Below are 23,521 nucleotides of genomic sequence, written 5' to 3'. Positions count from 1 at the left end.
CACCGCTGTCTCAACGCGCCCGAGACAACGGTGAGGGCCAGCTGGGGTCAGGCGGGACGGAGGAGGTTCAGCAGGTCGGCGGGGGTGGTGACCGGCCGCTCGCAGACGAAGCCGCGGCACACGTACGCCGTGGCCGCACCGCCGGTCAGCGGACGATCTGCCAGCAGCGGCACGCCCGGATGGCCCGGGGTTCCGACGACGATCACCGAACCACCCGGCGCATGCCGGTGAACGGCCTCCACCAGCGGATCCGCCGGGTCCGTGGTGGCGACGGCGATCTCCAGCGGACCGGCGAGCGCGGCCTCGGCAACGGTGGCCGAGTATCCGGAGAACCGCGGATGGCCCTCGATCAGCGGGCCGAGCGTGGCCAGCGCCGCGTCGGCGGCCTCCCGATAGGACGTCTCACCGGTCAGCGCCGCATAGGTGACCAGGGCGGCACACAGCGCCGACGCACCCGACGGGGTGGCGTTGTCGGTCGGGTCAGCGGGCCGCGCAACCAGTTTCTCGGCGTCGTCGGCGGTGTCGTGGAACCCGCCCGCACCGTTGCCGAATCGGGCCAGCGCCACGTCCAGCAGTCCCCGGGCCAGGTCGAGCCAGCGCGGCTCGGCGGTCAGCTGGTGCACGGCCAGGAACGCCTCGGCCACACACCCGTAGTCCTCCAGCACCCCGGCCGGTTCCCCGGCCACGCCGTCCCGGGAGACGCGGCGCAGACGGCCGTCGATCAGATGCCGGTCGGCCAGCACCTCGGCCAGCCGGATCGCCGCCGCAGACGACTCCGCCGTCCGGTGCTCGGCCAGGGCTGTGATCGCCAGCCCGTTCCAGGAGGCGACCACCTTGTCGTCGCGGGCCGGTTGCGGGCGCTCGTTGCGGGCGGCCAGCAGCCGCTGCCGGACGTCCCGCCAGCGCTCCACCAGTGACGGGTCGGCCTCGTCGATGTCGCGGGCCAGCACCAGGACGCTCCTGCCGTGCTCGAACGTGCCGGCCGTGGTGACCCGGAACAGGTCGGCGGCCCAGACTCCGTCGTCCTCGCCGAGGACCCCGATCAGCTCGGCGGGCGTCCACGCGTACGTCAGCCCCTCGACGCCCTCGGTGTCGGCGTCCAGCGCCGACGCCAGACCACCCTCCGGAGTGCCGAGGTCGCGGAGCAGGAACGCGGCCGTCTCGTCGGCGATCCGGCGAGCGAGCGCGTCACCGGTGAGACGCCACAGCTGGGTGTACACCCGGAGCAGCAACGCGTTGTCGTAGAGCATCTTCTCGAAGTGCGGCACCGTCCAGGTGGCGTCCACCGAGTACCGCGCGAAGCCGCCGGCCAGCTGGTCGTAGATGCCACCCCGGGCCATCTGCTCACACGTGTGCCGGACGATCTCCAGCGCCTCCGCGGAGCCGGTCCGCTCGTGGTGCCGCAGCAGGAAGAGCAGGTTCATGTGCGGCGGGAACTTCGGGGCGCCACCGAACCCGCCGTACATCTGGTCCTGCTCCGCGGCGAGGCCCGCGACCGAGGCCCGCAGCAGTTCCGCCGAGATCGGCGCCGTCGGCCCGCTGGTCAGCTGCGCGCCGCCGACCGCCTGGACCACCGCGGCGCCCTGCTTGACCACGTCGTCCCGCTGGTCGCGCCAGGCCGTCGTCACCGAGGTGAGCAGCTGGGCGAAGTGCGGCTTCGGGTAGTAGGTGCCGCAGAAGAATGGCTCGCCGTCGGGGGTGGCGAAGACGGTCATCGGCCAGCCGCCCTGCCCGGTCATGGCCTGGGTGGCGGTCATGTAGACGGCGTCGACGTCGGGCCGTTCCTCGCGGTCCACCTTGATCGCCACGAACCCGTCGTTGAGCTGGGCCGCGATTCCGTCGTCCTCGAACGACTCGTGCGCCATCACGTGACACCAGTGGCAGGCCGCGTAGCCCACCGAGATCAGCACCGGCACGTCCCGGCGCCGGGCCTCGGCGAAGGCCTCCGGCGACCACGGCCACCAGTCGACCGGGTTGTCCTTGTGCTGCAGCAGGTACGGGGAAGTCGCGCCGGCGAGCCGATTCACCGGACAACCCTCTCACAACACCCACTCACATGGCGTCGTCGGCGCGCAGCTGGGTGACGTTGGCGGGGGCGGATCGGGCCAGCTGGGTGAGGGCCTGCACGATCCGGTCGGCCGGCATCGGTTTGCAGAAGTGGTAGCCCTGTGCGGCCGGGCAGCCGAGGGCGATCAGCGCGGCCCGCTGCTCGATCGTCTCGATGCCCTCGGCGACCACGCGGAGGCCCAGCCGTACACCCAGTTCGACCGCGGCGCGTACCACCGCACCGGCCGCCGCCGAGTCGATCATCTCGTCCACGAACGAGCGGTCGATCTTGATCTCGTCGACCGGCATCCGGGTCACCGAGGACAGCGAGGAGAAGCCGGTGCCGAAGTCGTCGAGGGACACCTGCACGCCCGACGACCGCACCCGGGCCAGCACCTCGTCGACGATCTCCTGTTCGCTGACCGCGACCGACTCGGTGATCTCCAGCACGAGCCGGGACGGCGGGGTCCGGTGCCGTCGCAACGCCTCGGTGACCTGGGCCGGGAAGGTCGGGTCGGTGAGGCTGCGAGCCGACACGTTCACCGAGACCGGCACGTCGATGCCGTGGGCGGTCCAGTCGGCGGCCGCGGCGAGGGCGAGGTCCAGAACGCGCCGGGTGAACGGGATGAGCAGCTCGCTGCGCTCGACCGCGGGCAGGAACTCGGCCGGCGAGAGGTGTCCGCGCCGCGGGTGCCGCCAGCGGACCAGTGCCTCCACCCCGGTCGGTGCGGCGGTCACCAGGTCCACCTCGGGCTGCAGGTGCAGGATGATCTGGTCGTCGGCGGCGAACGCGTCCTGCAGGTCGGCGAGCAGGGCCAGCTGGTCGGTGCTGCTGGCGTCCTGGCCGCTGTCGTACGTGCCGATGGTGAGGCCCAGCTCCTTGGCGCGGCCGACAGCGATCGACGCCCGGCGCAGCAGCTCGGCCACCCCGGTCTCGCCGGCCGCGCCCACCGCCACCCCCACGGTCACCTCGACGGACAGCCGGACGCCGGCCACCTCCAGCGGCAGGCGGAGCTGTTCGACCAGCTCCCGGGCCCGGCGCAGGGTGCCCGGCAGAGCCAGCGTGGCCACCGGCAACAGCAGGGCAAATTCGTCATCTCCGGTACGCGCCACGAGCTCCCCGTCCCGGGCGAGCGCGTTGATCCGTCCCCCGGTGAGCCGGAGCACCTCGTCGCCGCCGTCGTGGCCGAGCGTGCTGTTCACCTCGCGGAAGCCGACGATGTCGAGCAGCAGCATCGCCACCTGCCGGCCCCGGTCGAGCGATCGCAGCAGCGGGTCGCCCTCGCCGGCCAGCGCTATCCGGTTGCCGAGCCCGGTGAGCGGATCGTGCAGCCGCTCGTAGACGGCGTTCGCGTCGAGGTCGGTGATGCGCTGGTGCGCGGCCGCGTCGTGCAGGGCCCCGGCCAGCGCCTCCCCGTAGGCCGCGATGGCCGCCTCGTCGCGCGGCCCCGGGAGCCCGCCGTCACCGAGCCAGACGGTCAGTTCGCCGACCTGACGACCGGCGACGACCATGGTGCGGGTGACCGCGGGGCCGGACCGGGTGCCGGCGACGCCCTCGAGGCCGGGTGCGTCCTGGGCGTACCGGCGCCGGCCGAGCCCGGTGTGCACCTCGAGCTCGGCCCGCTGGGCGCCGAACACGTCGAGGGCTCCGCGCAGGCCGGCCCGGGCCACCTCGGCCTCGCCCGCGCCGGGCAGCCGGACCGTGGCGGCCGCGAAGGCCTCCCACATCCGGCGTTCCTCGGCGGCGCGCAGGTGGAAGCGGTAGGTGCGGTGCAGCAGCCAGAGCACCGGGCCGAAGGCGAGGAGCCAGAGCGGTTCCCGGATGAGCGCGTACACCGCGGTGATGCCGACGATGACGTTGCCGATCGACATCGGCAGCTTGGCGTAGAGCACCCGCGCCGCGACCTGGCCGGGCTGGGCGTCCCGGTGCAGCATCAGGGTCAGCACGACCAGCCCGAACGTGATGATCAGGTAGGTGCCGGCGCCGGCGACCAGGGCGAGCGGCAGCCGGGCGCTGCGTACCGGCACGTCTCCGGCCAGCAGGGAGGTGACCAGGGCGGCGCCGGCCACGCCGAGGGTCATCGAGGCGACCAGGTGGACTATCTCGGCGACGTTGCGGATGCCGGTGAGCCAGGCGAGCAGCAGCCAGGCGGCGCCGGTACCGGCGAGGGTGGCCGCGGGCAGCCAGCCGGCCGGGGCGACCACGAACCCGACCACCACGGCCGCCTCGGCCCAGCTGACCGAGACGGCGTCGGGGCCGAGCCGGAACCGCAGACCGGCGAGCTGTGCGATGGCGGAGAGGACCGCGGCGACGCAGACGCCGTTGACCGGCGACAGCGGACGGCCGTCGACCACGACGACAGGCTGGAGAGCGCCGAGGATCACGGCGGCCGCAGCGGCGACCACGACGACGGCGGTGAGGACCCGCACCGGGCGGGGCCGGCCGACCGCACTCGTCGCGCTGGTCCAGGAGTCGCGGACGGTTCTCACGGCGACATCCGCGGACGCACGAACTGATGCACGTGCAGATCAGTTACTGAGAGTCGGCGCCGGACAAGTGTCATGTCGGCGCCCCCTTCCGCGCAGGGTCCCTGAGGCCGAACGGCCCCCGGCGGAAGGCTAAATCAATCCCGATGAACGCAACAGGGCTTGACGGGATCGAGACGGGCACACTCGGCGCCGCAAGGGTGAAAACACGCGCCGGGGCTGAATGCCGTCAGGATCAGGCGCGGTCCGCACCACCGCGCGGACCTGCCTCGTCCGGTTCGTTGCGCACGCCCGCCACCTCGGCTTCCTCGGCTTCAGCCACCGCGATCGATCGATCCGGCTCGACCTCGCCGCCCGCCGGGGCGCCTGATCGCCCGGCCTCGGCATCGGCGCGGGCGATCTTTGACACACCATCACGCTCTCCCGCAACAGGAAAACTGTCGGGAAGCCGACGGATCCGCTTGTTCATGTTTCGAATCAACAGAACCGTCGCCACGCACATGAGGACGATCAGGAACAGCCCCATGGGGCCGGCCAGTCCGCCCGACCGGGTGTCACCGAAGTTGTTGACGGCCAAGATGTCCACGCCGCCAGCGTACTGCTTCAGTAGGTGTCGACCTTCTCCCGGATGCCCGCGAACAGGTCGGATTCCGGCTGCGGGCTGTCGACGAGTGAGCGGGCCAGCTCGAAGTCCTCGGTCGGCCACACCTTCTGCTGCATCTCCAGCGGGATGTGGAACCAGAACCCGTCCGGGTCCACCTGGGTCGCGTGCGCCCGCAGAGCGTCGTCACGCACGCTGAAGTACTCCCCGCACTCGACCCGGGTGGTGATCTTGTCACCCCGGTCGTCCCGGTCGGACCACTTCTCCAGCCACTCCGCGTACGGCGACTCGAGCCCCGCCGCCAGCATCCCCTCGTGCAGGGCCAGCATCCGGGCCCGGGTCCAGCCGGAGTTGTAGTACAGCTTCAGCGGCTGCCACGGCTCACCCAGCTCCGGGTAGAGGTCCGGGTCGCCGGCCTGGTCGAACGCGACCACCGAGACCTTGTGGCACATGATGTGGTCGGGGTGCGGGTAACCGCCGTTCTCGTCATACGTCGTCATGACGTGCGGCCGGAACTCACGGATCAGCTTGATCAGCGGTTTCGCCGCCTCCTGCGGGTCCTGCAGCCCGAAGCAACCCTCGGGCAGCGGGGGCAGCGGGTCGCCCTCGGGCAAGCCCGAGTCGACGAATCCGAGCCAGGCCTGGTCGACACCGAGGATCTCGCGCGCCCGGTCCATCTCGGCGCGACGGATGTTGGTGATGTCGGCCAGCACCTCGGGCCGGTCCATCTTGGGGTTCAGGACACTGCCACGCTCCCCGCCGGTACAGGTCGCGACGAGCACCTGGACGCCCTCGGCGACGTATTTCGCCATGGTGGCGGCACCCTTGCTCGACTCGTCGTCGGGGTGCGCGTGCACGGTCATGAGACGCAATTGCTCGGCCACGGTTGTTGAGATCCTCTCGACCAGGCCTGCCGCGGGCGGGCCGGGATCGGCTGCGAAGATGGAACCCTGCCATTCTGGCCGATCCCCCCGACAACAAACGCACGAGAGGTGGTCAGGTGAGCGAGACGCACGCCACAGCCCCCGTCTTCCCGCCCGGCCGGTACGGCCGGCGCCGTGCAAGCGGGCGCCGTCGTCTCGTGCCGATCGTCGCCACGGTGGTCTTCGGGCTGGGCCTGGCCGGCCTCACCTATGCCTACTACGAGAAGTTCGGCCAGACCGACTACACCGCTGACATCATCGGATGGGACGACCCGTCGGACGCCGAGATGGTGGTCGAGTTCCGGGTGCGGGTGCCGGAGGGCGGTGCCGCGATGTGCATGGTGCGGGCCCGGGATTACGACGGTTTCGAGGTCGGCCGCAAGGCGGTGACGGTCCCGGCACCGGACGGTGGCGGCTCGGTCGAGGTGCGCGAGTCGGTGCCGACCGAACGCCGGGGCTCCGTCGGTGACGTGATGGGTTGCCGCGCCGCGGACTGACAGCGTCCGGCCGAGATCCGTCCGGCCGAGATCCGTCCGGCTGAGATCCGTCCGGCGTTGAAATCCGACAACAATTCAGCTTCCGGACGGCCCGCATACCGCTGGTAAGCTTGGTAATTCGCTGCGTTCAGCATGCCTCCGGTGAGGGCGGCATGTTTCAACACTGCCCAGTTCCAGCAAGGAGATCGACCGTGTCCAGTTCCGAGGCGCCGAAGACCTGGCTCTCCCAGGACGCTTACGACCGGCTGCAGGCCGAGCTCGACGAGTTGATCGCCAATCGCCCGGCGATAGCGGCGGAGATCAACGCCCGGCGCGAAGAGGGTGACCTCCGGGAGAACGGCGGCTACCACGCGGCGCGTGAGGAGCAGAGTCGCCAGGAAGGCCGCATCCTCTACTTGAAGGAGTTCCTGCGGAACTCGGAGGTCGGCGAGATCAAGGCCGCCGACTCGGTGGGGCCCGGCTCGGTCGTGACGATCTACTTCGACGACGACCAGAGCGACACCGAGACGTTCCTGCTGGGCTCCCGGGAGATCGCCTCCACCACCAAGCTCAAGGTCTACAGCCCGGAGTCGGCGCTCGGCCAGGCCATCCTCGGCTCCCGCCCCGGCCAGACGGTCACCTACGCGGCGCCCAGTGGCGCGGACATCAAGGTCACCGTGGTCGAGTTCGGCCCGTTCGAGGGCTGATCCCCGCCTGATGAGCGAGCCCGCGGCCGATCGCTGTGGGCTCGCTTCATGAGAGACGCCGGCTCGCCCCACGAGAGAGCCGGCTCGCCGCAGGAGAGAGCCGGCTCGCCGCACGAGAGACGCCGGCTCGCCCATGAGGGAGCCGTGGGCCCGCCTCATGGAGGAACTCGCCCCTGACGGAACAGGTCAGGGCGTCGTGTCGGCCAGCAGGGCCACCCGGTAACCCGCGTCCCGCAGCGCCTTGATCAGCGCCGACGAGTGGGCCGGGCCACGGGTCTCCACCGACAGCGCCACCTCCACCTCACCGAAACTGAGCCGCGGGCTCTGCCGGGAATGGTTCACGTCGACGACGTTCGCCCGGTGCTCGGCGATCTCCCGCAGCAGCCGGGCCAGCTGACCAGGCCGGTCCGTGCAGCGCACCGCCAGCCGCAGGAACCGCCCCGCCGACGCCAGCCCGTGTTCGATCACCCGCAGCAACAGCATCGGGTCGATGTTGCCGCCGGACAGGATCGCCACCACCGGGCCGGCATGCGGCACGTAGGCGCCGGTCAGCAGGGCCGCCGCAGCCGCCGCACCGGCCGGCTCGACCACCGACTTGTGCCGCTCCAGCAGCACCAGCAACGCCGCCGACAGATCCTCGTCGCTCACCGTGACGACCTCGTCGACGAGCTTCGCGACATGCGCGAATGTCAGATCACCGGGCCGCAGCACGGCGATGCCGTCCGCGATGGTCGCGCACGACTCCAGCTTCCGCGGGGCTCCGGCCGCGAGCGACAGCGGGTACGCGGCCGCGCCGCTCGCCTGCACGCCGACGATCCGGATGTCCGGCCGCAACGCCTTGGCCGCGACCGCCAGCCCGGAGATCAGCCCACCGCCGCCGACCGCGGTCACGATCGTCGTCGCCTCCGGGCACTGCGCCAGGATCTCCAGTGCCACGGTGCCCTGCCCGGCGATCACGTCCGGGTGGTCGAACGGGTGGATCAACACCGCACCGGTCGTACGGGCGAAGTCGTTCGCCGCCTCCAGCGCGTCGTCCACGCTGGTCCCGGCATACTCGACCGCCGCGCCGTACCCCTTGGTGGCCGAGACCTTGGGCAGCGGTGCGCCCTCCGGCATGAAGACGGTGGCGCGGGCGCCGAGCAGACCGGCCGCGAGCGCCACCCCCTGGGCGTGGTTGCCGGCGCTGGCCGCGACCACACCCCGGGCCCGCTCGGTGGCCGACAGGCGGGAGATCCGGGTGTACGCCCCACGCACCTTGTACGACCCGGCCCGCTGCTGGTTCTCGCACTTGAGCCACACCGGCACCCCGGTGATCTCACTGAGCGGCCGGGACGGGATCAGCGGCGTCTCCTTCACCACCCCGGCTAGCAGGTCGCGGGCGGCCTCGACGTCGGCGAGGGTGAGAAGGTCGAGCGGTGTCCCAGCAGCGGTCATGAGCACCTATCGTGCCACCCGGTCATCACCCCGGCCCATGGCGCCCGTTACACCAGTGCGTGCCGCTGCCAGGGATTGGCGACCTCGAACTGACCGGCCACCGAGAGCATCAGCAGTTCGGAGCCGGGCGGGCCGACCAGCTGCACGGCAAGCGGCAGACCGTCCGGCCGGAAACCGACCGGGATCACGATCGCGGGCAGCCCGGCGTAGTTCCACGGCGCCGCATAGGGCGCGTACGACGCGTTGGCCCACATGTTCTTGCGCCACGGCGACGCCGAGTACTGCACGGCCGGCGGCGGGGCGGTGGCCAGCGCCGGGGTGAGCAGCAGATCGATCGACCTGTCGGCGAAGAACTGGATGGACCGCTCCCGCCAGGCCGCCCGCTGTTTCTCTCGGACCAGCCCGGCCCGCGTCATGGCCCGGCCGAGAGCGATGTGGCGGCGGGTGCGCGGCTGCAGCCGCTCCAAGGGCAGACCTTCGGAGTTCTTGTACGCCCCGGCGAACCAGGTCGCCAGCACGCCGAGAGCCACACCGGCCGGGTAGACCGGATCCGCGGTGACGGTGTCGTGCCCCGCCTCGACAAGCAGTTTCGACGCCTTGGCGACTGCCGAGACGTTCGGCTCGTCCGGTCTGACGCCGACGGCCGGGGAACGCACCGACACGCCGATCCGCAGTTTCGAGGGCTCGACCAGTTTCGGCGGGGTCAGGCCGGCCAGCACCGAGAAACCGAGCACGGCGTCGGCCACCGTGGTGGTGAGCACACCGTTCTCCACCAGGCCGAACCAGTCCTTGTCGCCGAAGTCGACCGGCACGACGCCGCGGCCCGGCTTCAGCCCGACCAGGCCGCAGCAGGCCGCCGGAATCCGGATCGAGCCGAGCCCGTCGTTGCCCTGCGCGATCGGCACCAGACCGGCCGCCACCGCGGCGGCCGAACCACCGGACGAGCCGCCCGGGGTCCGGTCCAGGTCCCACGGGTTGCGCGTCGGGCCGTCCTCGTCGTCGGTGACGGCCCACAGACCCATCTCCGGCATCCGGGTCACCCCGACGACCACCGCGCCGGCCCCGCGCAGCCGCCGGACCACCTCGTGGTCCTCCTCGGCGACCTCGGGGGTACGCGCGGCAGCCGAACCGTGCCACGTCGGCAGGCCGGCCACCGCGGTGTTCTCCTTCACCGCCACCGGCACGCCGGCCAGCGGAAGGTTCGCCAGGTCCTCCTGGTCGTCGACCTTCTCCGCCTCGGTGATCGCCTCGACGCCGCGGACCACGCGGAACGCGCCCAGCGCCGGGTCGGAGATGGCGATCTGCTCCAGATGGTCGGCCACGACCTGGGTGGCGGTCGCGTCTCCACGTCGCACCGCACGGGAGATCTGTTTGGCGGTTGCGCCCACCCAGGTCGTCGATTCCATCGCGCAGTATCTCCAGCGTCGGTCTTATCCGAGGGCCTGCTCGAGGTCGGCGAGCAGATCGTCAACGGTTTCGATGCCGACAGACAGTCTCACGAGATCGGCGGGAACCTCAAGCGCTGAGCCCGCAGCCGACAGATGTGTCATCTGGCCCGGGTGCTCGATCAGCGACTCGACGCCACCGAGCGACTCGGCGAGCACGAAGAGCTTCGCCCGGTTGCAGATGGCGATCGCCGCGTCCGGGCCGCCGGCCGCGCGGAACGACACCATGCCGCCGAACCGGCTCATCTGCTTCGCCGCGACCTCGTGACCGGGGTGGGTGTCCAGGCCCGGGTAGAGAACGCTCGCGACGGCCGGGTGCTCACGCAGGTAGCCGACGATCCGCTCGGCGTTGTCGCAGTGCCGGTCCATCCGTACGCCCAAGGTCTTGATCCCCCGGAGCGTCAGCCACGCGTCGAACGGACCGTTGACGCCGCCCATCGCGTTCTGATGGAAGGCCAGCTCGTCGCCGAGCCCGGCGTCCGCGGTGATCAGCGCACCACCCACCACGTCCGAGTGCCCACCCAGATACTTGGTGGTCGAGTGGATCACCACATCGGCGCCGAGGGTGATCGGCTGCTGCAGGTACGGCGAGGCGAACGTGTTGTCCACCGCGAGCATCGCGTCGTACTCGTGGGCGAGACCGGCCAGCTGAGCGACGTCGTTGACGTTGAGCAGCGGGTTGGTCGGCGTCTCGGACCAGATCATCCGGGTGTGACCGGGCCGGAAGGCCGCCCGCACCGCGTCGATGTCGTCGAGCGGGGCCGCCGTCCAGTCCAGGCCCCACCGCTCGGCCACCTTGCTGAACAGGCGGAACGTGCCGCCGTACGCGTCGTTCGGGATGACCACGTGGTCGCCGGGCCGGCACACCGTACGCAGAAGGGTGTCCTCGGCCGCAAGGCCGCTGGCGAAGGCCAGCCCACGCTGCCCGCCCTCGATCGCGGCCAGGCACTCCTGCAGAGCGTCCCGGGTCGGGTTGCCGGATCGGCTGTACTCGTAACCCAGGCGGGGGGCGCCGACGGCGTCCTGGGCGTAGGTGCTCGTCTGATAGATGGGCGGCACCACCGCGCCGGTCCGCGGATCCGGCTCCTGGCCGGCGTGGATGGCGAGGGTGTCGAACCCGTAGCTGTTAGCCGTCATGTTGCGCAAGGCTAGTCTCACCTGATGGCGGACTGCGTGTTCTGCGGCATCGTTTCGGGTTCCGTTCCGGCGTTCACGGTGGCGGCCTCGCCGGCCGGCATCGCTTTCCTCGACATCCGCCCGGTCTTCAAGGGTCACGTCCTGGTGATCCCACGCCCGCACATAGTCACGCTGCCCTCGCTGGACGCCGACCTCCTGCCGGACTACTTCCGCTTCGTCCAGCTGATCTCAGCGGCCGTGCCCGCCGCGCTCGGAGCCCAGGGCACCTTCGTCGCCATGAACAACATCGTCTCCCAGTCGGTGCCGCACCTGCACACCCATGTGGTCCCCCGCACCAAGGGCGACGGCCTGCGCGGCTTCTTCTGGCCCCGCCACAAGTACGACAGCGACGACGAGGCCGCGTCGATCGCCGGCACCATCGGTAAGGAATACCTTCGTCTCAGCGTTGCAGAGAGCGGACGAAGGGAGTGACCGTGTTCCTGCGGCACAAGAAGTTCGACCTGCCCACCGCCGACACCGCCGCACCCGGCCGCGACGCCGAGATGCCGGTCGCCGCCACCCACACCGTGCTGGGCACCCCGTTGAAGGGCCCCTGGCCGGCCGGCCTCGAGGTAGCGGTCTTCGGGATGGGCTGCTTCTGGGGCGCCGAGCGGATCTTCTGGCGCCTGCCCGGGGTGTACTCCACCTCGGCCGGTTACGCCGGCGGCTTCACCGCGAACCCCACGTACGAGGAGACCTGCAGGGGCACGACCGGGCACACCGAGGTGGTCCAGGTCGTTCACGACCCTGCCAAGATCAGTTACGAGGACCTGCTGAAGGCGTTCTGGGAGAACCACGACCCCACCCAGGGCATGCGCCAGGGCAACGACGTCGGCACGCAGTACCGCTCGGCGATCTACACCACCACGGACGCCCAGGCGGCCGCCGCGGCGGCCTCTCGAGACGCCTTCCAGCCGGTGGTGACGGCAGCCGGCCGCGGCACCATCACGACCGAGATCAAGCCGCTCACCAGGTACTACTACGCCGAGGACCATCACCAGCAGTACCTGTCCGACGTGAAGAACCCGTATGGCTACTGCAACCACGGCCCGAACGGGATGACCTGCCCGATCGGCGTCGCCAAGAGCGGCGCCTGACGTCTGGACTCGCACCACGACAGGCCGCTGGGCTCCGGCTCTGCGGCCTGTCCGGCCTTACGGTGACTTGGCTACCCACGCGCCGCGTCATACACTTTGTCTTATGTCAACGATTACGTTTCGTGCAGACGATGCCGTCGACCAGGCGCTGGCCGACCTCACTTCGGGCGATCGTGATCGGTCGCAGGTCATCCGCGAGGCAATCCTTGCGGCCTGGCGCACCCGGCGTGAGGAGCAAATCCGAGCCGAGGCCGAAGCGGTGGCCGCTGACCCCGAGGACCGCGCCGAAGCACGCGCGGTGCTGGCGGACATGGATTCGCTCCGTGCGGGGTGATGTGTACCGGCTGAAAGCACCGCGCGATGCGCGCGGTCATGAGCAGCGCGGAAATCGCTACGCGGTCGTCGTTCAGTCGGACCTCCTGCCGCTGTCCACATGGCTCGTCGCGCCCACGTCCACCAGCGCACGACCGACCAGCTTCCGCCCAGAGATCGAGGTTCAAGGCAAGAACACCTATGTCCTGGTCGAGCAGACCGCCGCCGTCGACCCCGAACGACTCGGCGAGTTGATCGGTCATCTCACCAGGCCCGAGCTCACAGCCGTTGACGACGCGCTCCGCACCGTTCTGCATCTATGAATGCCACGGAATGCACGAGCTCAGACGGGATCCGCAACCACCAGCAGTACCTGTCCGACGTGAAGAACCCGTATGGCTGCTGCAACCACGGCCCGAACGGCATGACGTGCCCCATCGGCGTCGCCAGGACCGCCGGCTGACTTTTCGGTCGCCTTCGGGTGAGAGGGGCTCGCCTCCACCACCCAGACGATCCGACGATCAGGATCCGGGCAGTACCAGATGCGACCTCCTGAGGTCACCTCGTACTGCCATTGATCCAGCCGCCTCCCGCCGACTTCGCGGGTGGCCAAGGCTCCGCGGAGGCGGTGCTGCCGCGCCGGGTTCTCCGGCGCGGCGGGCCGCTCGGTGAGAACAATCCAGGCCTCCCCAGTGTTGGATCGTGCTGTCTGGCACAGCTGCTCCCACCCCTTGGCGGCCTCCGTGGTCGCTTCCCACCCGTCCGGGTGGCGCCACCCGGTCGCCTCGCTTACCTGGCATCGCCGTCCGCCTTGACCGGAGCGGTCACCGAACCGAAGTCTTCGGTCAGCGGCTCGGTCAGCCGACGCAACAACGGCGGGTCGGCATAAACAGCGGCGGTAGCCTTCCACTCCCGGCGGCATCAAACACTCCGAGAGTCCCGCCCCGTGACAATGGCGAGGAGAGATCGCCGAGACCGCCTGGCCACCCTTGACCGGGTGCACCTGACCGGGCGGTCACTGCCGGGCGAAGTCCTCGCCCAGCAGGTCCCGCAAGCGGGCCAGCGCCCGCATGCTCTGCATCTTCACCACCGAGACGGAGACGCCCAGGATCTCGGCGACCGTCTCGACGCTGTGGTCCTCCCAGTGCCGCAGCACCACGATGGCCCTGTCCCGCAGCGGCAGGGTGGACAGCGCACGCATCAGCGTGACGTGCAGTTCCGCGGCCTGCTCCGCCGGGTGGCCGGGGCGGTCCGGCAGGTCGGCGGACACCACCTCGGCACTGCTGCGACGTTTGCGCTGATCGAAGACGGCGTTCATCAGCACCCGGCGGCTGTACGCCTCCAGGTCCGCGGTACGACCGATCCGCGCCCACGACGAGTACATCCGGGCCAGGGTCAGCTGGGTGAGGTCCTGCGCCAGGTGCCAATCCCGGCACATCAGGTACGCGGTACGCCGCAGCCGTGGTGTCGCGGCGGCCACGAACGCGGTGAACTCCTCGTCGCGTACGGCCCGGTCCGTCCGCCTGGTCAGGCTCCAGCGGGGCCGGGACGACGCGGTGTCCGCCGTTCGCCGGCTCACGGGCACACTCCGCCGGCGACGTATGCGACGCCGGGACGGCCGGCGTACCCGGCAACGATCTTCGAGTACTCCGCCGGTCCCGTCAGTTTCAGCCGGAACGAGTCGGTCACCGACGACGGGTCGATGGCGGCGACGAAGTCGGGGCTGTCACTCCACAGTTGTTTCAGCCTCTCGTACACGACTTCCCGGCTGTCGAAGCGCACGTTCCGGACGAGCGGATCGGCGTGCAGAGCGTCCCGGAGGGCGTCGTGTTGCTGTTCGGAGCTGTCCGGCCGCAGGGAGATCCAGACATCGGTGGCGTTGTCGGACGCCGGCCAGGTGCACTGCGGCTCCGTCTGCGCCACCAGCGCCAGGGCCTCCGGGATCCATGGCGGCGGACCGGTGGGTGCCGGGGTGAGGCCGAGCGCCGCCACGACGGCGACTGCAGCGGCCGCCATGGCGCCGCCGGCCAGCAGGCCGTGGCGCCGCCGGCGGATGCCTCTGCCCTGAGCCATCACCTGCCGGGCGAAGTCCCCGTCGGGCAACGACGGCTCGTCGTCCAGCGCTCGGTCGAACAGGTCCTTCAGATGGTCCGGCACGGCTCGCTCCCGGGGTTGTCGGCGTCCTCCCCCTACATGACCGCCTGGAGGCCGGGATCGGTCACCTCCCCCGGCCCGGTGCCGTGAGATCCGGGAGGAGATCTGCCCGCTGAAGCAGGCGCAGCCAGGCGTCGGTGAGTTCGCCCTTGTCCCGGCCCTTCCGGATGCGGTGTTCGAGCATGCCGGGACCGAGCACGAGCGAGACCAGCTCGGGGTAGCGCGGCCCGAAGACCCACTCGGTGAAGAAGGTGACCGCGTCCGGCGCGATCGGGTGGTGGACGTCCTCGACGGCTTCCCAGTCGATGTTCTCCTGGAACCACATCCAGTCCTCGACGTAGTACACGTCGCCGTCGACCGGGTCGAGGGAGATGGTCTCGCCACCTCGTACGCCGAGGCGGCCTTCTGTCCGGGACCGCCACGACCGCATCTCCCAGCCGAGGTCGATCGGCGCGGGCCGGAGCATCTCGATGTCGGGACGTGCCCGCCATCCCTCGATCGAGCGCAGCTCGTCGGGGCAGTCGAACCGGAAGAGCGGACCGTCGACCCATTCGAACAGCCGGTACGCGGCGACGGCGGCCGGCGGCGCGGCCTCGGGAGCCTCCGGCAGGGCGAGTGGTGGCCCGATCTCGACCGCCAGACCGGACCCGATCGCGGCTGCCCGGCACCGGTCGACCCTGATGCGCAACTCTTCCAGCATTCGGATCATTCTCGGCTACGGAGGGGTTGATCAGGTGGGGTGGCTGGTGGCAAGTCGGCAGCCCAGATTTCACGCTGCCGATCGAAAAAAATCGACATGTCCTGAAATCCCGCTCAGACTCGAAATCGAGCCAGCGGGAGGTGCACGATGTCCCCGATCTACCACCACAACGATGAGGAGCGGGCGGCCTGGGATCTTGCCGAGTCTCTGCTTCAGCAGGCGCGCGCGATGATGCGTGAGGCCGAGGCCGCGCTCGACATGTGGCGGACCGGCAAGGAGATGAACAGACTGCGCTGCGAACGGCGCGGCATCAGCACCACCGATGCCGAGATCCGCTGGTCCGCGTCGGCCAACGCGAAGAACGCGCTGACCAACAACAGTTTCCACGTCGGTCTCGCCACTATGTACTACAACGCGGCGACCGCGAATTACGCCCGTGCCCTTTACCTGCACAATCGCGACGACGCGCGGCTGTGACTCGCGGCGGAGCCGGCCTCAGCTCTCCGGTGCGTCGTCGGACTGGGTGGTGGCCGGCGGGCGGGGCGGGTCGGCCTGCGCGGGAGCGGAAGGCACCGCGAGTGCCAGGCCGAGGACCGCGCCGGCGCCGATGAGGCGCAGGCCGGCGAGTGAGACGGCGAGAGGGATCTGGCGGCGTTCAGACTTCTCCATGCAGCACTCCATTTCGCTGGCCGGGCCACCGGGATGGCGCCGGCCGGGCCACCACCATGACAGCCGAACCTGAGACACCGCTGTGCACAGGGCCTCCTGGCAGGCACCATGTACAGGTGGAGATCGCCACCGAGACCGAGCGCAAATACGACGTCCCCGCGACGTTCGAACTTCCCGACCTGGTCGGCGCCGGAGCAGTCGCCGGCGCCGACGATGCCGAGATCCACGATCTCGATGCCACCTACTTCGACACCGAGGACCTCCGCCTGATGAGAAACCGGCGGACTCTTCGGCGGCGCAGCGGTGGTAACGACGCCGGGTGGCATCTGAAGACGCCAGGGGACGGTTCCGGGCGTACCGAGCATCGGCTGCCCGCCGACGGGGACACGGTTCCGGACGAGCTGGTCGCCGTGGTCCGGGCAATCGTGCGGCGTCGCCCGCTGGGGCCGGTCGCCCGGCTGCGGACACACCGGGTGGAGACGCCGCTGCGCGACGCCGACGGCCGGACCCTGGCGCTGGTGGCGCAGGATCAGGTCCGCGCCGAGTCGCAGGGCGAGGAGAGCACCTGGCAGGAGATCGAGGTCGAGCTGGTCGACGGCGACACCGCGGTGCTCGACGAGGTGGAGCGGCGGCTGTTCGAGGCCGGCGCCCGCCCGGCGGAGGGCCCGTCGAAGGTGGCGCGCGCGCTGGCCGGCCGGCTGGCCTCCCTCGACAAGGGCACGACCAAGGGCAAGGTCAACCCCGTTCTGCGGTACGCCCGTGAGCAGCGCGACGCCATCGTGGGCCACGACCCCGCGGCCCGTCGTGGCGAGCCCCGGGCCGTGCATCAGATGCGGGTGGCGACCCGGCGGCTGCGGAGCACCTTGAAGACGTACAAGCGGTCGTTCCCGGAGTCGGATCTGCGTGACGAGTTGCGCTGGCTGGCCGCGGTGCTCGGCGCGGTCCGTGACCCGCAGGTCCTGGAGGAGAAGCTGCTCGGGCTGGTGACTGATGCGGGCGACGAGTTCGCTCCGGCCGCCGAGCGGATCCGTGCCCATCTGGAGGACCGGATCGAGAGCGGCCGCGCCGATCTGGTGGCGGCTCTCGACTCGGACCGGTACCTGACTCTGCTGGACCGCATCGACGAAATGGTCGCCACGCGCAAGCTGGAGATCCCGGATCCGGTCGAGCGGGCCCGCCAGGTCCTGGCGAAGGCGGACCGGAAACTGGACGAGGCGCTGGACAGCGGGGTGGAGGAGGAGATCCACGACTCGCGGAAGGGCTTCAAACAGGCGCGTTACGCGATCGAGCTGATCGCGCCGGATGCGGGCAAGTCCACGAAGCGCCTGGTCAAGGCGTTGACCGCGCTGCAGGACGGGCTGGGCGCCTACCAGGATTCGAACATCGCCCGTGAGGTGCTGCGCGAGCTGGGTGAGAACAATTTCCATTTCGGGGTGCTCTACGGCCGGCAGGAACAGGTCGGGCGCGAGACGCTGGCCGAGGTGCCCACTCTGGCGAAGGCGGCGCGCCGGCGAAAAGTTCGGCGAGTGTTCTGATCGAGTCGGTTGTGGTCCCGGTCCTGGCGGGTATGAATCGTTGCCATGCAACCCGAGCACGACCTTGCGGCCACCCAGCCCTACTCCGGCCCGATCGCCGAGCTGTCCGGCTACCGGGTCGTCGACGACGAGGACGACGACCCTCAGCTGCTGAATGCCGACGGCGAACCGGTCGACACGTGGCGCGAGGACTACCCGTACGACGAGCGCATGTCCCGCGCGGACTACGACCATGACAAGCGCCTGCTGCAGATCGAGCTGCTGAAGCTGCAGAACTGGTGCAAGGACACCGGTCAGCGGCTGCTGATCCTGTTCGAGGGCCGGGACGCGGCCGGCAAGGGCGGCACGATCAAGCGGTTCATGGAGCATCTGAACCCGCGGGGCGCCCGGGTCGTGGCCCTGGAGAAGCCGAACCAGCGCGAGAGCACCCAGTGGTTCTACCAGCGCTACATCAAGCATCTGCCGGCCGGTGGCGAGATCGTGCTGTTCGACCGGTCCTGGTACAACCGGGCCGGCGTCGAGCGGGTGATGGGCTTCTGCGACCGCAAGGAGTACCTGGAGTTCCTCCGCCAGACCCCGGAGCTGGAGCGGATGCTGGTCCGGTCGGGGATCCACCTGGTGAAGTTCTGGTTCTCGGTCACCCAGGGTGAGCAGCGGACCCGGTTCGCGATCCGGCAGGTCGACCCGGTCCGGCAGTGGAAGCTCTCACCGATGGACCTGAAGTCGCTGGACCGGTGGGACGACTACACGGAGGCCAAGGAGGCGATGTTTTTCTGGACCGACACCGCGGACGCCCCGTGGACGGTGGTGAAGAGCAACGACAAGAAGCGGGCCCGGCTGAACGCGATGCGGCACGTGCTCAACCGGTTCAAGTACGACGGCAAGGACGAGGACATCGTCGGCGTCCCGGATCCGGAGATCGTCGGGCCGGCCTCGCTCGTGGTGGAGAGTCCCAACGATTCGCCGCAGGTATTCCCTCGGCTGTAGTGATTCAAAATCATTGGCGCTCCCTCCGGCGGCTGGATAACGTGGCCGTACACGTGAAGGGAGGTGGTCCGAAGTTGTATAGCATCGGGACTCGTGAGGTGGCTGTCCGCTAGCCGCTGTCCTTGACAGCTTGGCTGGTCGCTGCCGAGTGAACCTGCTTGACAGCAACCAGATTCAGGGTCTTCAGCTCTTGAAGACAGTCGAGACCGTGTGGCAGCGGTTGCGGCGAATACCAGACAGCTACCCGACCCCTGGGGATCCGGCCTTGTCCGACCGGACCACGTTCGCATCGCGAGCGCGGAAGTCCCCAGGGGTCGCTTTATTTCCCGGGGAGGTCCGAGATGCGTGAGCTGGCGATTCTCGGTTCGGCGAGTCAGGTGCCGACCCGGCACCGCAACCACAACGGTTACCTGCTCCGCTGGGACGACGAGGTGATCCTCTTCGACCCGGGCGAGGGCACCCAGCGCCAGCTGCTGATGGCCGGCCTCCCGGTCACCCCGATCCGCCGGATCTGCATCACCCACTTCCACGGCGACCACAGTCTCGGCCTGCCCGGAGTCCTGCAGCGCATCTCCCTGGACCGGGTGCCGCATCCGGTGCATGTCCACTACCCGGCCGGCGGGCAGGAGTTCTACGACCGGCTCCGGCATGCCACCAGCTACTGGGACAACGCGGACATCGTTCCGGGTCCGGTGGGCGCCGGTTTCGCGGTGGAGACGTCCGCGGGGCGGCTCACCGCTCTGCCGCTGCGGCACCCCATCGAGACGTACGGCTATCGCCTGGTCGAACCGGACTCGAGGCGGATCGTGCCGGCGCTGCTGGCCGAGTACGGCGTCAGCGGCCCGGCCGTCGGCGAGTTGCAGCGCACCGGCCGCCTCGGTGACGTGACCCTTGAGCAGGTGAGTGTGGCCCGGCCCGGCCAGAGTTTCGCCTTCGTCATGGACACCGGCCTGTGTGACAGCGTGTTCGAGCTGGCCCGGGGTGTGGACATGCTGGTGATCGAGTCGACGTTCCTGTCCGAGGACGCGGAGCTGGCCGCTCAGGTGGGGCATCTGACGGCGGGTCAGGCCGCCATGGTCGCGCGCGAGTGTGGCGTACAGCTACTCGTCCTGACGCATTTCTCGCAACGCTATCCGGAACCGGACCGCTTCCTGGAGGAGGCGCGCAAGGAGTTCGACGGCCCGGTGGTGATCGCCGAGGACTTGGCGCGGGTGACCGTGCCCGCCCGCCGGCCGACGGCGTGAGCCTGGTTCTCTGATGCCATGACCGTTTCGCTTCGCCCCGTCGACGACGCCGACCTGTTCGCGGTCGGCGCGCTGCATCACCGTTCCCGTGCCGCCGCATACGCCGGGCTGCTGCCGGCCGAGACGTTCGCCGCGCGCGGTCCGGAGGCGCTGGGTGCCTGGTGGGAGGAGCGGTGGAAGTGGGAGCGGGACACGCACCGGATGACCGTCGCCGAGGCGGACGGCGAGCTGGCCGGGTTCACCTATGTCGGCCCGAGTGAGACCCCCGGTGCCGCCGAGTTGTACGCGATCCACCTCGATCCGCCGCGCGCCGGTACCGGCATCGGCCGGATCCTGATGATCAACGCGTTGGAGCAGCTGGCCGGGTTCGGCGCCGAACGGGCCGTGCTGTGGGTGCTCGCGGACAATCCGGTGGCGCGCCGCTTCTACGAGAAGGGCGGCTGGACGCCGGACGGCGAGACCCGGGTGGCCCCGGTCAACGATCATCCGCTGAAGCAGCTGCGCTACACGCATCCGTTGTGAGACCACGGAAGGCCCGCCGCGGGGTGCGCGACGGGCCTTCCGTGACCTGCTGGTTGAGCGGGAGCACGTGATCGAGTGAATGCGGGGGAACCTGTGATCACGTGCTCCCGCCCACCGCCCCGTCCGAACCGGATGCGCCTGGCCGGAGGCGCTCGATCAGCGGAGGCGTGCCGATCTGGGATCCGGTTCAAGGACGGGTCTGGGCGCGGGATACCGGTGCGCTGGCGGGGCGCGCCGGTGTCACCGCTGGTCGACGTCGACCGGGCCGGGAAGCCGTACTTGCCGGGGGACGGTCAAGCGTGTCGGTGACGTCGTGGTCGTCGGGTCAGACCTCATACCTCCGGTGGTCGTCGTTGCGGTGGTACGGGCCGGCACCGGTGTATCGGGTACCGATCTCGTCCACACCGGCCCGTCTCCCGGGCAGGGCGCGCATGCTGTTCAGGTCGTGCCGCAGCGTCCAGGCCTCGCGCCACGGCCGGCGGGCGACCGCGTCGGCGCGTTCGGCCAGGCGGCGGGCCGAACACGGCCAGCGCCATCCGCACCAGACGCATTTGCCGTCGGCGCCGGCCGCCACATGGCGGCCAAGCATGTGCTGCGCGTCCCGCCACAACAGGCGGTCCACGATGTCGGCGGGCGCCGCCTCGTCGACGTCGACCATTCCCTTACCCCTTCGTCCGGGAGTGGCTCGTAGCTCCGTCACGACACATACAACCCCAGTCGGCCATCAGTCGATCGGACTGTCTGTGCGATTGCGGCAACTATCCGTGACGATCCATGTACCTTGCCGGTCCGTCACCCACGCAGTACCACCTTCCGACCGTGATCGTCAAGAGGCGGCAGAAGTCCGAACCGGCGGCCGCGATCGCGGCCTTCTGGGCCTGGTGGGCGGCCGCCCGGCCGCGCGCCGAGAAGATGATCGAAGGGGCGCCCGACGACGGCCTCATCGAGGAGATCGCCGGCCTGGTCTCGGCGATCCACCCCGATCTGCACTGGGAGTTCGCCGCCGGCACCTCGAGCCGGCACCTGCTGGTGGTCAGCTCCGGCGGTTCGGCGGAGCTACGGTCCCTCGCCGAACGCTGGCGGCGGGCCGGACCACCACCGGACGAGACCTTCGGATACGCGGCCGCCCGGCAGGGGCGGCCCGACGCGCTGGACTCCGCCCGCCTCTCGATCGGCGGTCATGACCTGGACCTGGCCGACCTGCGGTTCCGCGCCGAGCACGACGACGAGCGAGACTGGGTGGACGTGGAGGTCTGGCATCCGGCCTTCGCGCAGATGCGGTCCGGGAAACCGATCCTCGCGATGGCGCAGACCCGGCTCCGGCCGGCCCGCTGGCCCGAGCACGACCTGCACATCCGGATGGACGTTGCCGTACCGGGCCCGGGACGAGAACGGGTTCCCGGCCCGGGAGACGATGCCCGCGCTGCACGCCCTCGAGGACCATGTCGCCGCGCACGCTGACGGCATGGTCCTGGTGGCCCACGAGACCACCGACGGGGTCCGCACGACGCACCTGTACGCCGACAGCCCGGTCGCCGCCGACGTGCTGAAGCCCCTGACCGCCGGCTGGCGGGACGGGCGTGTCCGGATCACCGTCACGCCCGACCCCGACTGGCAGCAGGTGGCACACCTGACTTCCTGAAGGCGCTAGCTCAGATGCGCCAGCAGGTCCTGCCTCGTCAGTACGCCGGCGGGCTTGCCGTCGACGAGGACCATCGCGGCGTCCGACTTCTCCAGCAGGACGACCGCCTCGGCCACCGGCTCGCCGCCACCGATCATCGGCAGTGGGTCGCCCATGTGCCGCTCGATGGTGTCGTGCAGGTGGGCCTGGCCGGTGAAGAGCGCGTCCAGCAGCGCCTTCTCCGAGATGGAGCCGGCCACCTCGCCGGTCACCACCGGTGGCTCGGCCTTGAGGACCGGGAGCTGGCTCACGCCGTACTCCCGCATGTAGTCGATGGCGTCGCGCACCGTCTCGGTCGGGTGCACGTGGATCAGCGGCGGGATCTCGGTACCCTTGCCGGCCAGGGCGTCGGCCACGGTGGGCGTGCCCTCCTGGGTGCGCAGGAAGCCGTACCGCGCCATCCATCTGTCGTTGAAGATCTTCGACAGGTAGCCACGGCCGCCGTCCGGCAGCAGCACCACGATGACGTCGTCGGGACCGGCCTTGCGAGCCACCTCGAGCGCGGCCACCACGGCCATCCCGCAGGAACCGCCGACGAGCAGGCCCTCCTCCCGGGCGAGGCGGCGGGTCATCTCGAACGAGTCCGAGTCGCTCACCTCGATCACCTCGTCGGTGACCTCCCGGTCGTACGCCGTGGGCCAGAAGTCCTCGCCCACGCCCTCGACCAGGTAGGGACGCCCGGTACCGCCGGAGTAGACCGAACCCTCCGGGTCGGCGCCGATGATCCGCACCGGCCCCTGCTCCTTGAGGTAGCGGCCGACGCCGCTGATCGTGCCGCCGGTACCTACGCCCGTCACGAAGTGGGTGATCTTCCCGCCGGTCTGATCCCAGAGCTCGGGGCCGGTGTCCTCGTAGTGGGAGCGCGGGTTGGCCGGGTTGCTGTACTGGTCGGGTTTCCAGGCACCGGGGATGTCCCGGGTCAGCTGGTCGGACACGTTGTAGTAGGAACGCGGGTCCTCCGGCGCGACGGCGGTCGGGCAGACCACCACCTCCGCGCCGTACGCCCGGAGCACGTTCTGTTTGTCCTCGCTGACCTTGTCGGGGCACACGAAGACGCACTTGTAACCGCGTTGCTGGGCCACCAGGGCCAGCCCGACGCCGGTGTTGCCGCTGGTCGGCTCGACGATCGTGCCGCCCGGCTTGAGCAGGCCCGCCTTCTCGGCGTCCTGCACCATCCGCAGCGCGATCCGGTCCTTGACCGAGCCGCCGGGGTTCAAGTACTCGACCTTGGCCAGCACGGTGGCGCTGATGCCTTTGGTCACGCTGTTCAATCGGACCAGCGGGGTGTTGCCGATGATCTCGACTACGTTGTCGTAATAGCGCAC

Annotated in this window: 26 protein-coding genes and 1 pseudogene; 14 read left to right on the top strand and 13 right to left on the bottom strand. The window is 70.2% G+C overall.

What is annotated here, in order from left to right; translation table 11 throughout:
- Positions 1-47: 47 nt before the first annotated feature.
- The 4 genes from AB0G04_RS29995 to mca form a co-directional block, all read right to left on the bottom strand.
- Positions 48-2,027 carry a thioredoxin domain-containing protein gene (locus AB0G04_RS29995; RefSeq protein ID WP_360989286.1) on the bottom strand — a complete coding sequence of 660 codons (1,980 nt, stop codon included), beginning with the start codon at positions 2,025-2,027 and terminating at the stop codon, positions 48-50.
- Between the two features lie 25 nt (positions 2,028-2,052).
- Complete coding sequence (locus AB0G04_RS29990) at positions 2,053-4,536, bottom strand: bifunctional diguanylate cyclase/phosphodiesterase (protein WP_360989284.1); 2,484 nt, start codon at positions 4,534-4,536, stop codon at positions 2,053-2,055.
- 232 nt (positions 4,537-4,768) lie between these two features.
- Positions 4,769-5,059, bottom strand: a complete 291-nt coding sequence (locus AB0G04_RS29985; protein ID WP_360989508.1) for a hypothetical protein — start codon at positions 5,057-5,059, stop codon at positions 4,769-4,771.
- A 77-nt stretch (positions 5,060-5,136) separates the two neighbouring features.
- The gene (mca, locus tag AB0G04_RS29980; RefSeq protein WP_360989282.1) at positions 5,137-6,018 is read right to left on the bottom strand and encodes a mycothiol conjugate amidase Mca; all 882 of its coding nucleotides are present in this window, start codon (positions 6,016-6,018) and stop codon (positions 5,137-5,139) included.
- A gap of 116 nt (positions 6,019-6,134) precedes the next feature.
- On the opposite strand from mca, the gene AB0G04_RS29975 reads away from it, so the two are divergent.
- The gene (locus AB0G04_RS29975) at positions 6,135-6,554 is read left to right on the top strand and encodes a DUF4307 domain-containing protein (protein WP_360989280.1); all 420 of its coding nucleotides are present in this window, start codon (positions 6,135-6,137) and stop codon (positions 6,552-6,554) included.
- A 191-nt stretch (positions 6,555-6,745) separates the two neighbouring features.
- A complete protein-coding gene (gene greA, locus AB0G04_RS29970) occupies positions 6,746-7,240 on the top strand; it encodes a transcription elongation factor GreA (RefSeq protein ID WP_360989277.1) in 495 nt (164 codons plus the stop codon).
- A 186-nt stretch (positions 7,241-7,426) separates the two neighbouring features.
- On the opposite strand, the gene ilvA is transcribed toward greA, so the two are convergent.
- Genes ilvA through AB0G04_RS29955 form a run of 3 tightly spaced genes read right to left on the bottom strand, consistent with a single transcriptional unit; the run spans position 7,427 to position 11,256 of the window.
- Positions 7,427-8,674, bottom strand: a complete 1,248-nt coding sequence (gene ilvA / locus AB0G04_RS29965; RefSeq protein WP_360989275.1) for a threonine ammonia-lyase — start codon at positions 8,672-8,674, stop codon at positions 7,427-7,429.
- A 47-nt stretch (positions 8,675-8,721) separates the two neighbouring features.
- Positions 8,722-10,080 carry an amidase family protein gene (locus AB0G04_RS29960; protein WP_360989272.1) on the bottom strand — a complete coding sequence of 453 codons (1,359 nt, stop codon included), beginning with the start codon at positions 10,078-10,080 and terminating at the stop codon, positions 8,722-8,724.
- A gap of 24 nt (positions 10,081-10,104) precedes the next feature.
- Entirely contained in the window at positions 10,105-11,256 is a 1,152-nt protein-coding gene (locus AB0G04_RS29955; protein ID WP_360989270.1) for a cystathionine gamma-synthase, read from the bottom strand.
- A gap of 24 nt (positions 11,257-11,280) precedes the next feature.
- Between AB0G04_RS29955 and AB0G04_RS29950 the strand changes: the two genes are divergently transcribed.
- The 5 genes and pseudogenes from AB0G04_RS29950 to AB0G04_RS29930 form a co-directional block, all read left to right on the top strand.
- Entirely contained in the window at positions 11,281-11,727 is a 447-nt protein-coding gene (locus AB0G04_RS29950; RefSeq protein WP_360989267.1) for an HIT family protein, read from the top strand.
- Positions 11,728-11,729: 2 nt separating this feature from the next.
- Entirely contained in the window at positions 11,730-12,392 is a 663-nt protein-coding gene (gene msrA / locus AB0G04_RS29945) for a peptide-methionine (S)-S-oxide reductase MsrA (protein ID WP_360989264.1), read from the top strand.
- 103 nt (positions 12,393-12,495) lie between these two features.
- Positions 12,496-12,726, top strand: coding sequence for a hypothetical protein (locus AB0G04_RS29940; protein ID WP_360989261.1), 231 nt, complete (start codon positions 12,496-12,498; stop codon positions 12,724-12,726).
- Complete coding sequence (locus tag AB0G04_RS29935; protein WP_360989258.1) at positions 12,716-13,027, top strand: type II toxin-antitoxin system PemK/MazF family toxin; 312 nt, start codon at positions 12,716-12,718, stop codon at positions 13,025-13,027. The genes AB0G04_RS29940 and AB0G04_RS29935 overlap by 11 nt, the downstream gene beginning before the upstream one ends.
- Positions 13,028-13,065: 38 nt before the next feature.
- A pseudogene (locus AB0G04_RS29930) lies at positions 13,066-13,167 on the top strand (peptide-methionine (S)-S-oxide reductase); the annotation flags it as partial.
- 552 nt (positions 13,168-13,719) lie between these two features.
- Here the strand turns inward: AB0G04_RS29930 and AB0G04_RS29925 are convergent.
- From AB0G04_RS29925 to AB0G04_RS29915, 3 genes are all read right to left on the bottom strand, one after another.
- Positions 13,720-14,283, bottom strand: a complete 564-nt coding sequence (locus tag AB0G04_RS29925) for a SigE family RNA polymerase sigma factor (RefSeq protein ID WP_360989255.1) — start codon at positions 14,281-14,283, stop codon at positions 13,720-13,722.
- Positions 14,280-14,861, bottom strand: coding sequence for a permease-like cell division protein FtsX (locus AB0G04_RS29920; RefSeq protein WP_360989252.1), 582 nt, complete (start codon positions 14,859-14,861; stop codon positions 14,280-14,282). Before AB0G04_RS29920 ends, AB0G04_RS29925 begins: the two co-directional genes overlap by 4 nt.
- Positions 14,862-14,922: 61 nt before the next feature.
- A complete protein-coding gene (locus AB0G04_RS29915; RefSeq protein ID WP_360989249.1) occupies positions 14,923-15,558 on the bottom strand; it encodes a hypothetical protein in 636 nt (211 codons plus the stop codon).
- Positions 15,559-15,705: 147 nt separating this feature from the next.
- Here AB0G04_RS29915 and AB0G04_RS29910 point away from each other — a divergent pair, with 147 nt between their 5' ends.
- Positions 15,706-16,035, top strand: coding sequence for a hypothetical protein (locus AB0G04_RS29910; protein ID WP_360989247.1), 330 nt, complete (start codon positions 15,706-15,708; stop codon positions 16,033-16,035).
- Between the two features lie 18 nt (positions 16,036-16,053).
- On the opposite strand, the gene AB0G04_RS29905 is transcribed toward AB0G04_RS29910, so the two are convergent.
- Positions 16,054-16,227, bottom strand: a complete 174-nt coding sequence (locus AB0G04_RS29905) for a hypothetical protein (protein WP_360989244.1) — start codon at positions 16,225-16,227, stop codon at positions 16,054-16,056.
- Between the two features lie 116 nt (positions 16,228-16,343).
- Here AB0G04_RS29905 and AB0G04_RS29900 point away from each other — a divergent pair, with 116 nt between their 5' ends.
- The 4 genes from AB0G04_RS29900 (at position 16,344) to AB0G04_RS29885 (ending at position 20,515) form a co-directional block, all read left to right on the top strand.
- Complete coding sequence (locus AB0G04_RS29900; protein WP_360989242.1) at positions 16,344-17,762, top strand: CYTH and CHAD domain-containing protein; 1,419 nt, start codon at positions 16,344-16,346, stop codon at positions 17,760-17,762.
- 45 nt (positions 17,763-17,807) lie between these two features.
- On the top strand, positions 17,808-18,749 hold the full coding sequence (gene ppk2 / locus AB0G04_RS29895; RefSeq protein ID WP_360989240.1) for a polyphosphate kinase 2: 942 nt from the start codon (positions 17,808-17,810) through the stop codon (positions 18,747-18,749).
- A gap of 341 nt (positions 18,750-19,090) precedes the next feature.
- Positions 19,091-19,993, top strand: a complete 903-nt coding sequence (locus tag AB0G04_RS29890) for a ribonuclease Z (RefSeq protein WP_360989237.1) — start codon at positions 19,091-19,093, stop codon at positions 19,991-19,993.
- 18 nt (positions 19,994-20,011) lie between these two features.
- Positions 20,012-20,515, top strand: a complete 504-nt coding sequence (locus AB0G04_RS29885; protein ID WP_360989235.1) for a GNAT family N-acetyltransferase — start codon at positions 20,012-20,014, stop codon at positions 20,513-20,515.
- Positions 20,516-20,840: 325 nt separating this feature from the next.
- On the opposite strand, the gene AB0G04_RS29880 is transcribed toward AB0G04_RS29885, so the two are convergent.
- Positions 20,841-21,173, bottom strand: coding sequence for a hypothetical protein (locus tag AB0G04_RS29880; protein WP_360989233.1), 333 nt, complete (start codon positions 21,171-21,173; stop codon positions 20,841-20,843).
- Positions 21,174-21,334: 161 nt separating this feature from the next.
- Between AB0G04_RS29880 and AB0G04_RS29875 the strand changes: the two genes are divergently transcribed.
- Positions 21,335-21,976, top strand: coding sequence for a hypothetical protein (locus AB0G04_RS29875; RefSeq protein ID WP_360989230.1), 642 nt, complete (start codon positions 21,335-21,337; stop codon positions 21,974-21,976).
- Positions 21,930-22,157 carry a hypothetical protein gene (locus tag AB0G04_RS29870; protein WP_360989227.1) on the top strand — a complete coding sequence of 76 codons (228 nt, stop codon included), beginning with the start codon at positions 21,930-21,932 and terminating at the stop codon, positions 22,155-22,157. The genes AB0G04_RS29875 and AB0G04_RS29870 overlap by 47 nt, the downstream gene beginning before the upstream one ends.
- A gap of 5 nt (positions 22,158-22,162) precedes the next feature.
- Here AB0G04_RS29870 and AB0G04_RS29865 read toward each other — a convergent pair whose 3' ends face one another.
- Complete coding sequence (locus tag AB0G04_RS29865; protein ID WP_360989224.1) at positions 22,163-23,521, bottom strand: cystathionine beta-synthase; 1,359 nt, start codon at positions 23,519-23,521, stop codon at positions 22,163-22,165.

Origin of the sequence: Actinoplanes sp. NPDC023801 (genome assembly GCF_040639655.1) — a bacterium.
Taxonomy (GTDB): Bacteria; Actinomycetota; Actinomycetes; order Mycobacteriales; family Micromonosporaceae; genus Actinoplanes.
Note: the sequence above shows the minus strand (reverse complement) of the source record. Positions and strands in the feature narration are given on the sequence as shown.

Excerpts from the sequence above, each read along its gene's own strand:
- AB0G04_RS29985 (WP_360989508.1), bottom strand. The coding sequence starts at position 5,059 with ATGGGGCTGTTCCTGATCGTCCTCATGTGCGTGGCGACGGTTCTGTTG.
- ilvA (WP_360989275.1), bottom strand. The coding sequence starts at position 8,674 with ATGACCGCTGCTGGGACACCGCTCGACCTTCTCACCCTCGCCGACGTC.
- AB0G04_RS29960 (WP_360989272.1), bottom strand. The coding sequence starts at position 10,080 with ATGGAATCGACGACCTGGGTGGGCGCAACCGCCAAACAGATCTCCCGT.
- AB0G04_RS29955 (WP_360989270.1), bottom strand. The coding sequence starts at position 11,256 with ATGACGGCTAACAGCTACGGGTTCGACACCCTCGCCATCCACGCCGGC.
- AB0G04_RS29950 (WP_360989267.1), top strand. The coding sequence starts at position 11,281 with ATGGCGGACTGCGTGTTCTGCGGCATCGTTTCGGGTTCCGTTCCGGCG.
- AB0G04_RS29940 (WP_360989261.1), top strand. The coding sequence starts at position 12,496 with ATGTCAACGATTACGTTTCGTGCAGACGATGCCGTCGACCAGGCGCTG.
- AB0G04_RS29915 (WP_360989249.1), bottom strand. The coding sequence starts at position 15,558 with ATGCTGGAAGAGTTGCGCATCAGGGTCGACCGGTGCCGGGCAGCCGCG.
- AB0G04_RS29910 (WP_360989247.1), top strand. The coding sequence starts at position 15,706 with ATGTCCCCGATCTACCACCACAACGATGAGGAGCGGGCGGCCTGGGAT.
- AB0G04_RS29905 (WP_360989244.1), bottom strand. The coding sequence starts at position 16,227 with ATGGAGAAGTCTGAACGCCGCCAGATCCCTCTCGCCGTCTCACTCGCC.
- ppk2 (WP_360989240.1), top strand. The coding sequence starts at position 17,808 with ATGCAACCCGAGCACGACCTTGCGGCCACCCAGCCCTACTCCGGCCCG.
- AB0G04_RS29890 (WP_360989237.1), top strand. The coding sequence starts at position 19,091 with ATGCGTGAGCTGGCGATTCTCGGTTCGGCGAGTCAGGTGCCGACCCGG.
- AB0G04_RS29885 (WP_360989235.1), top strand. The coding sequence starts at position 20,012 with ATGACCGTTTCGCTTCGCCCCGTCGACGACGCCGACCTGTTCGCGGTC.
- AB0G04_RS29880 (WP_360989233.1), bottom strand. The coding sequence starts at position 21,173 with ATGGTCGACGTCGACGAGGCGGCGCCCGCCGACATCGTGGACCGCCTG.
- AB0G04_RS29870 (WP_360989227.1), top strand. The coding sequence starts at position 21,930 with ATGCCCGCGCTGCACGCCCTCGAGGACCATGTCGCCGCGCACGCTGAC.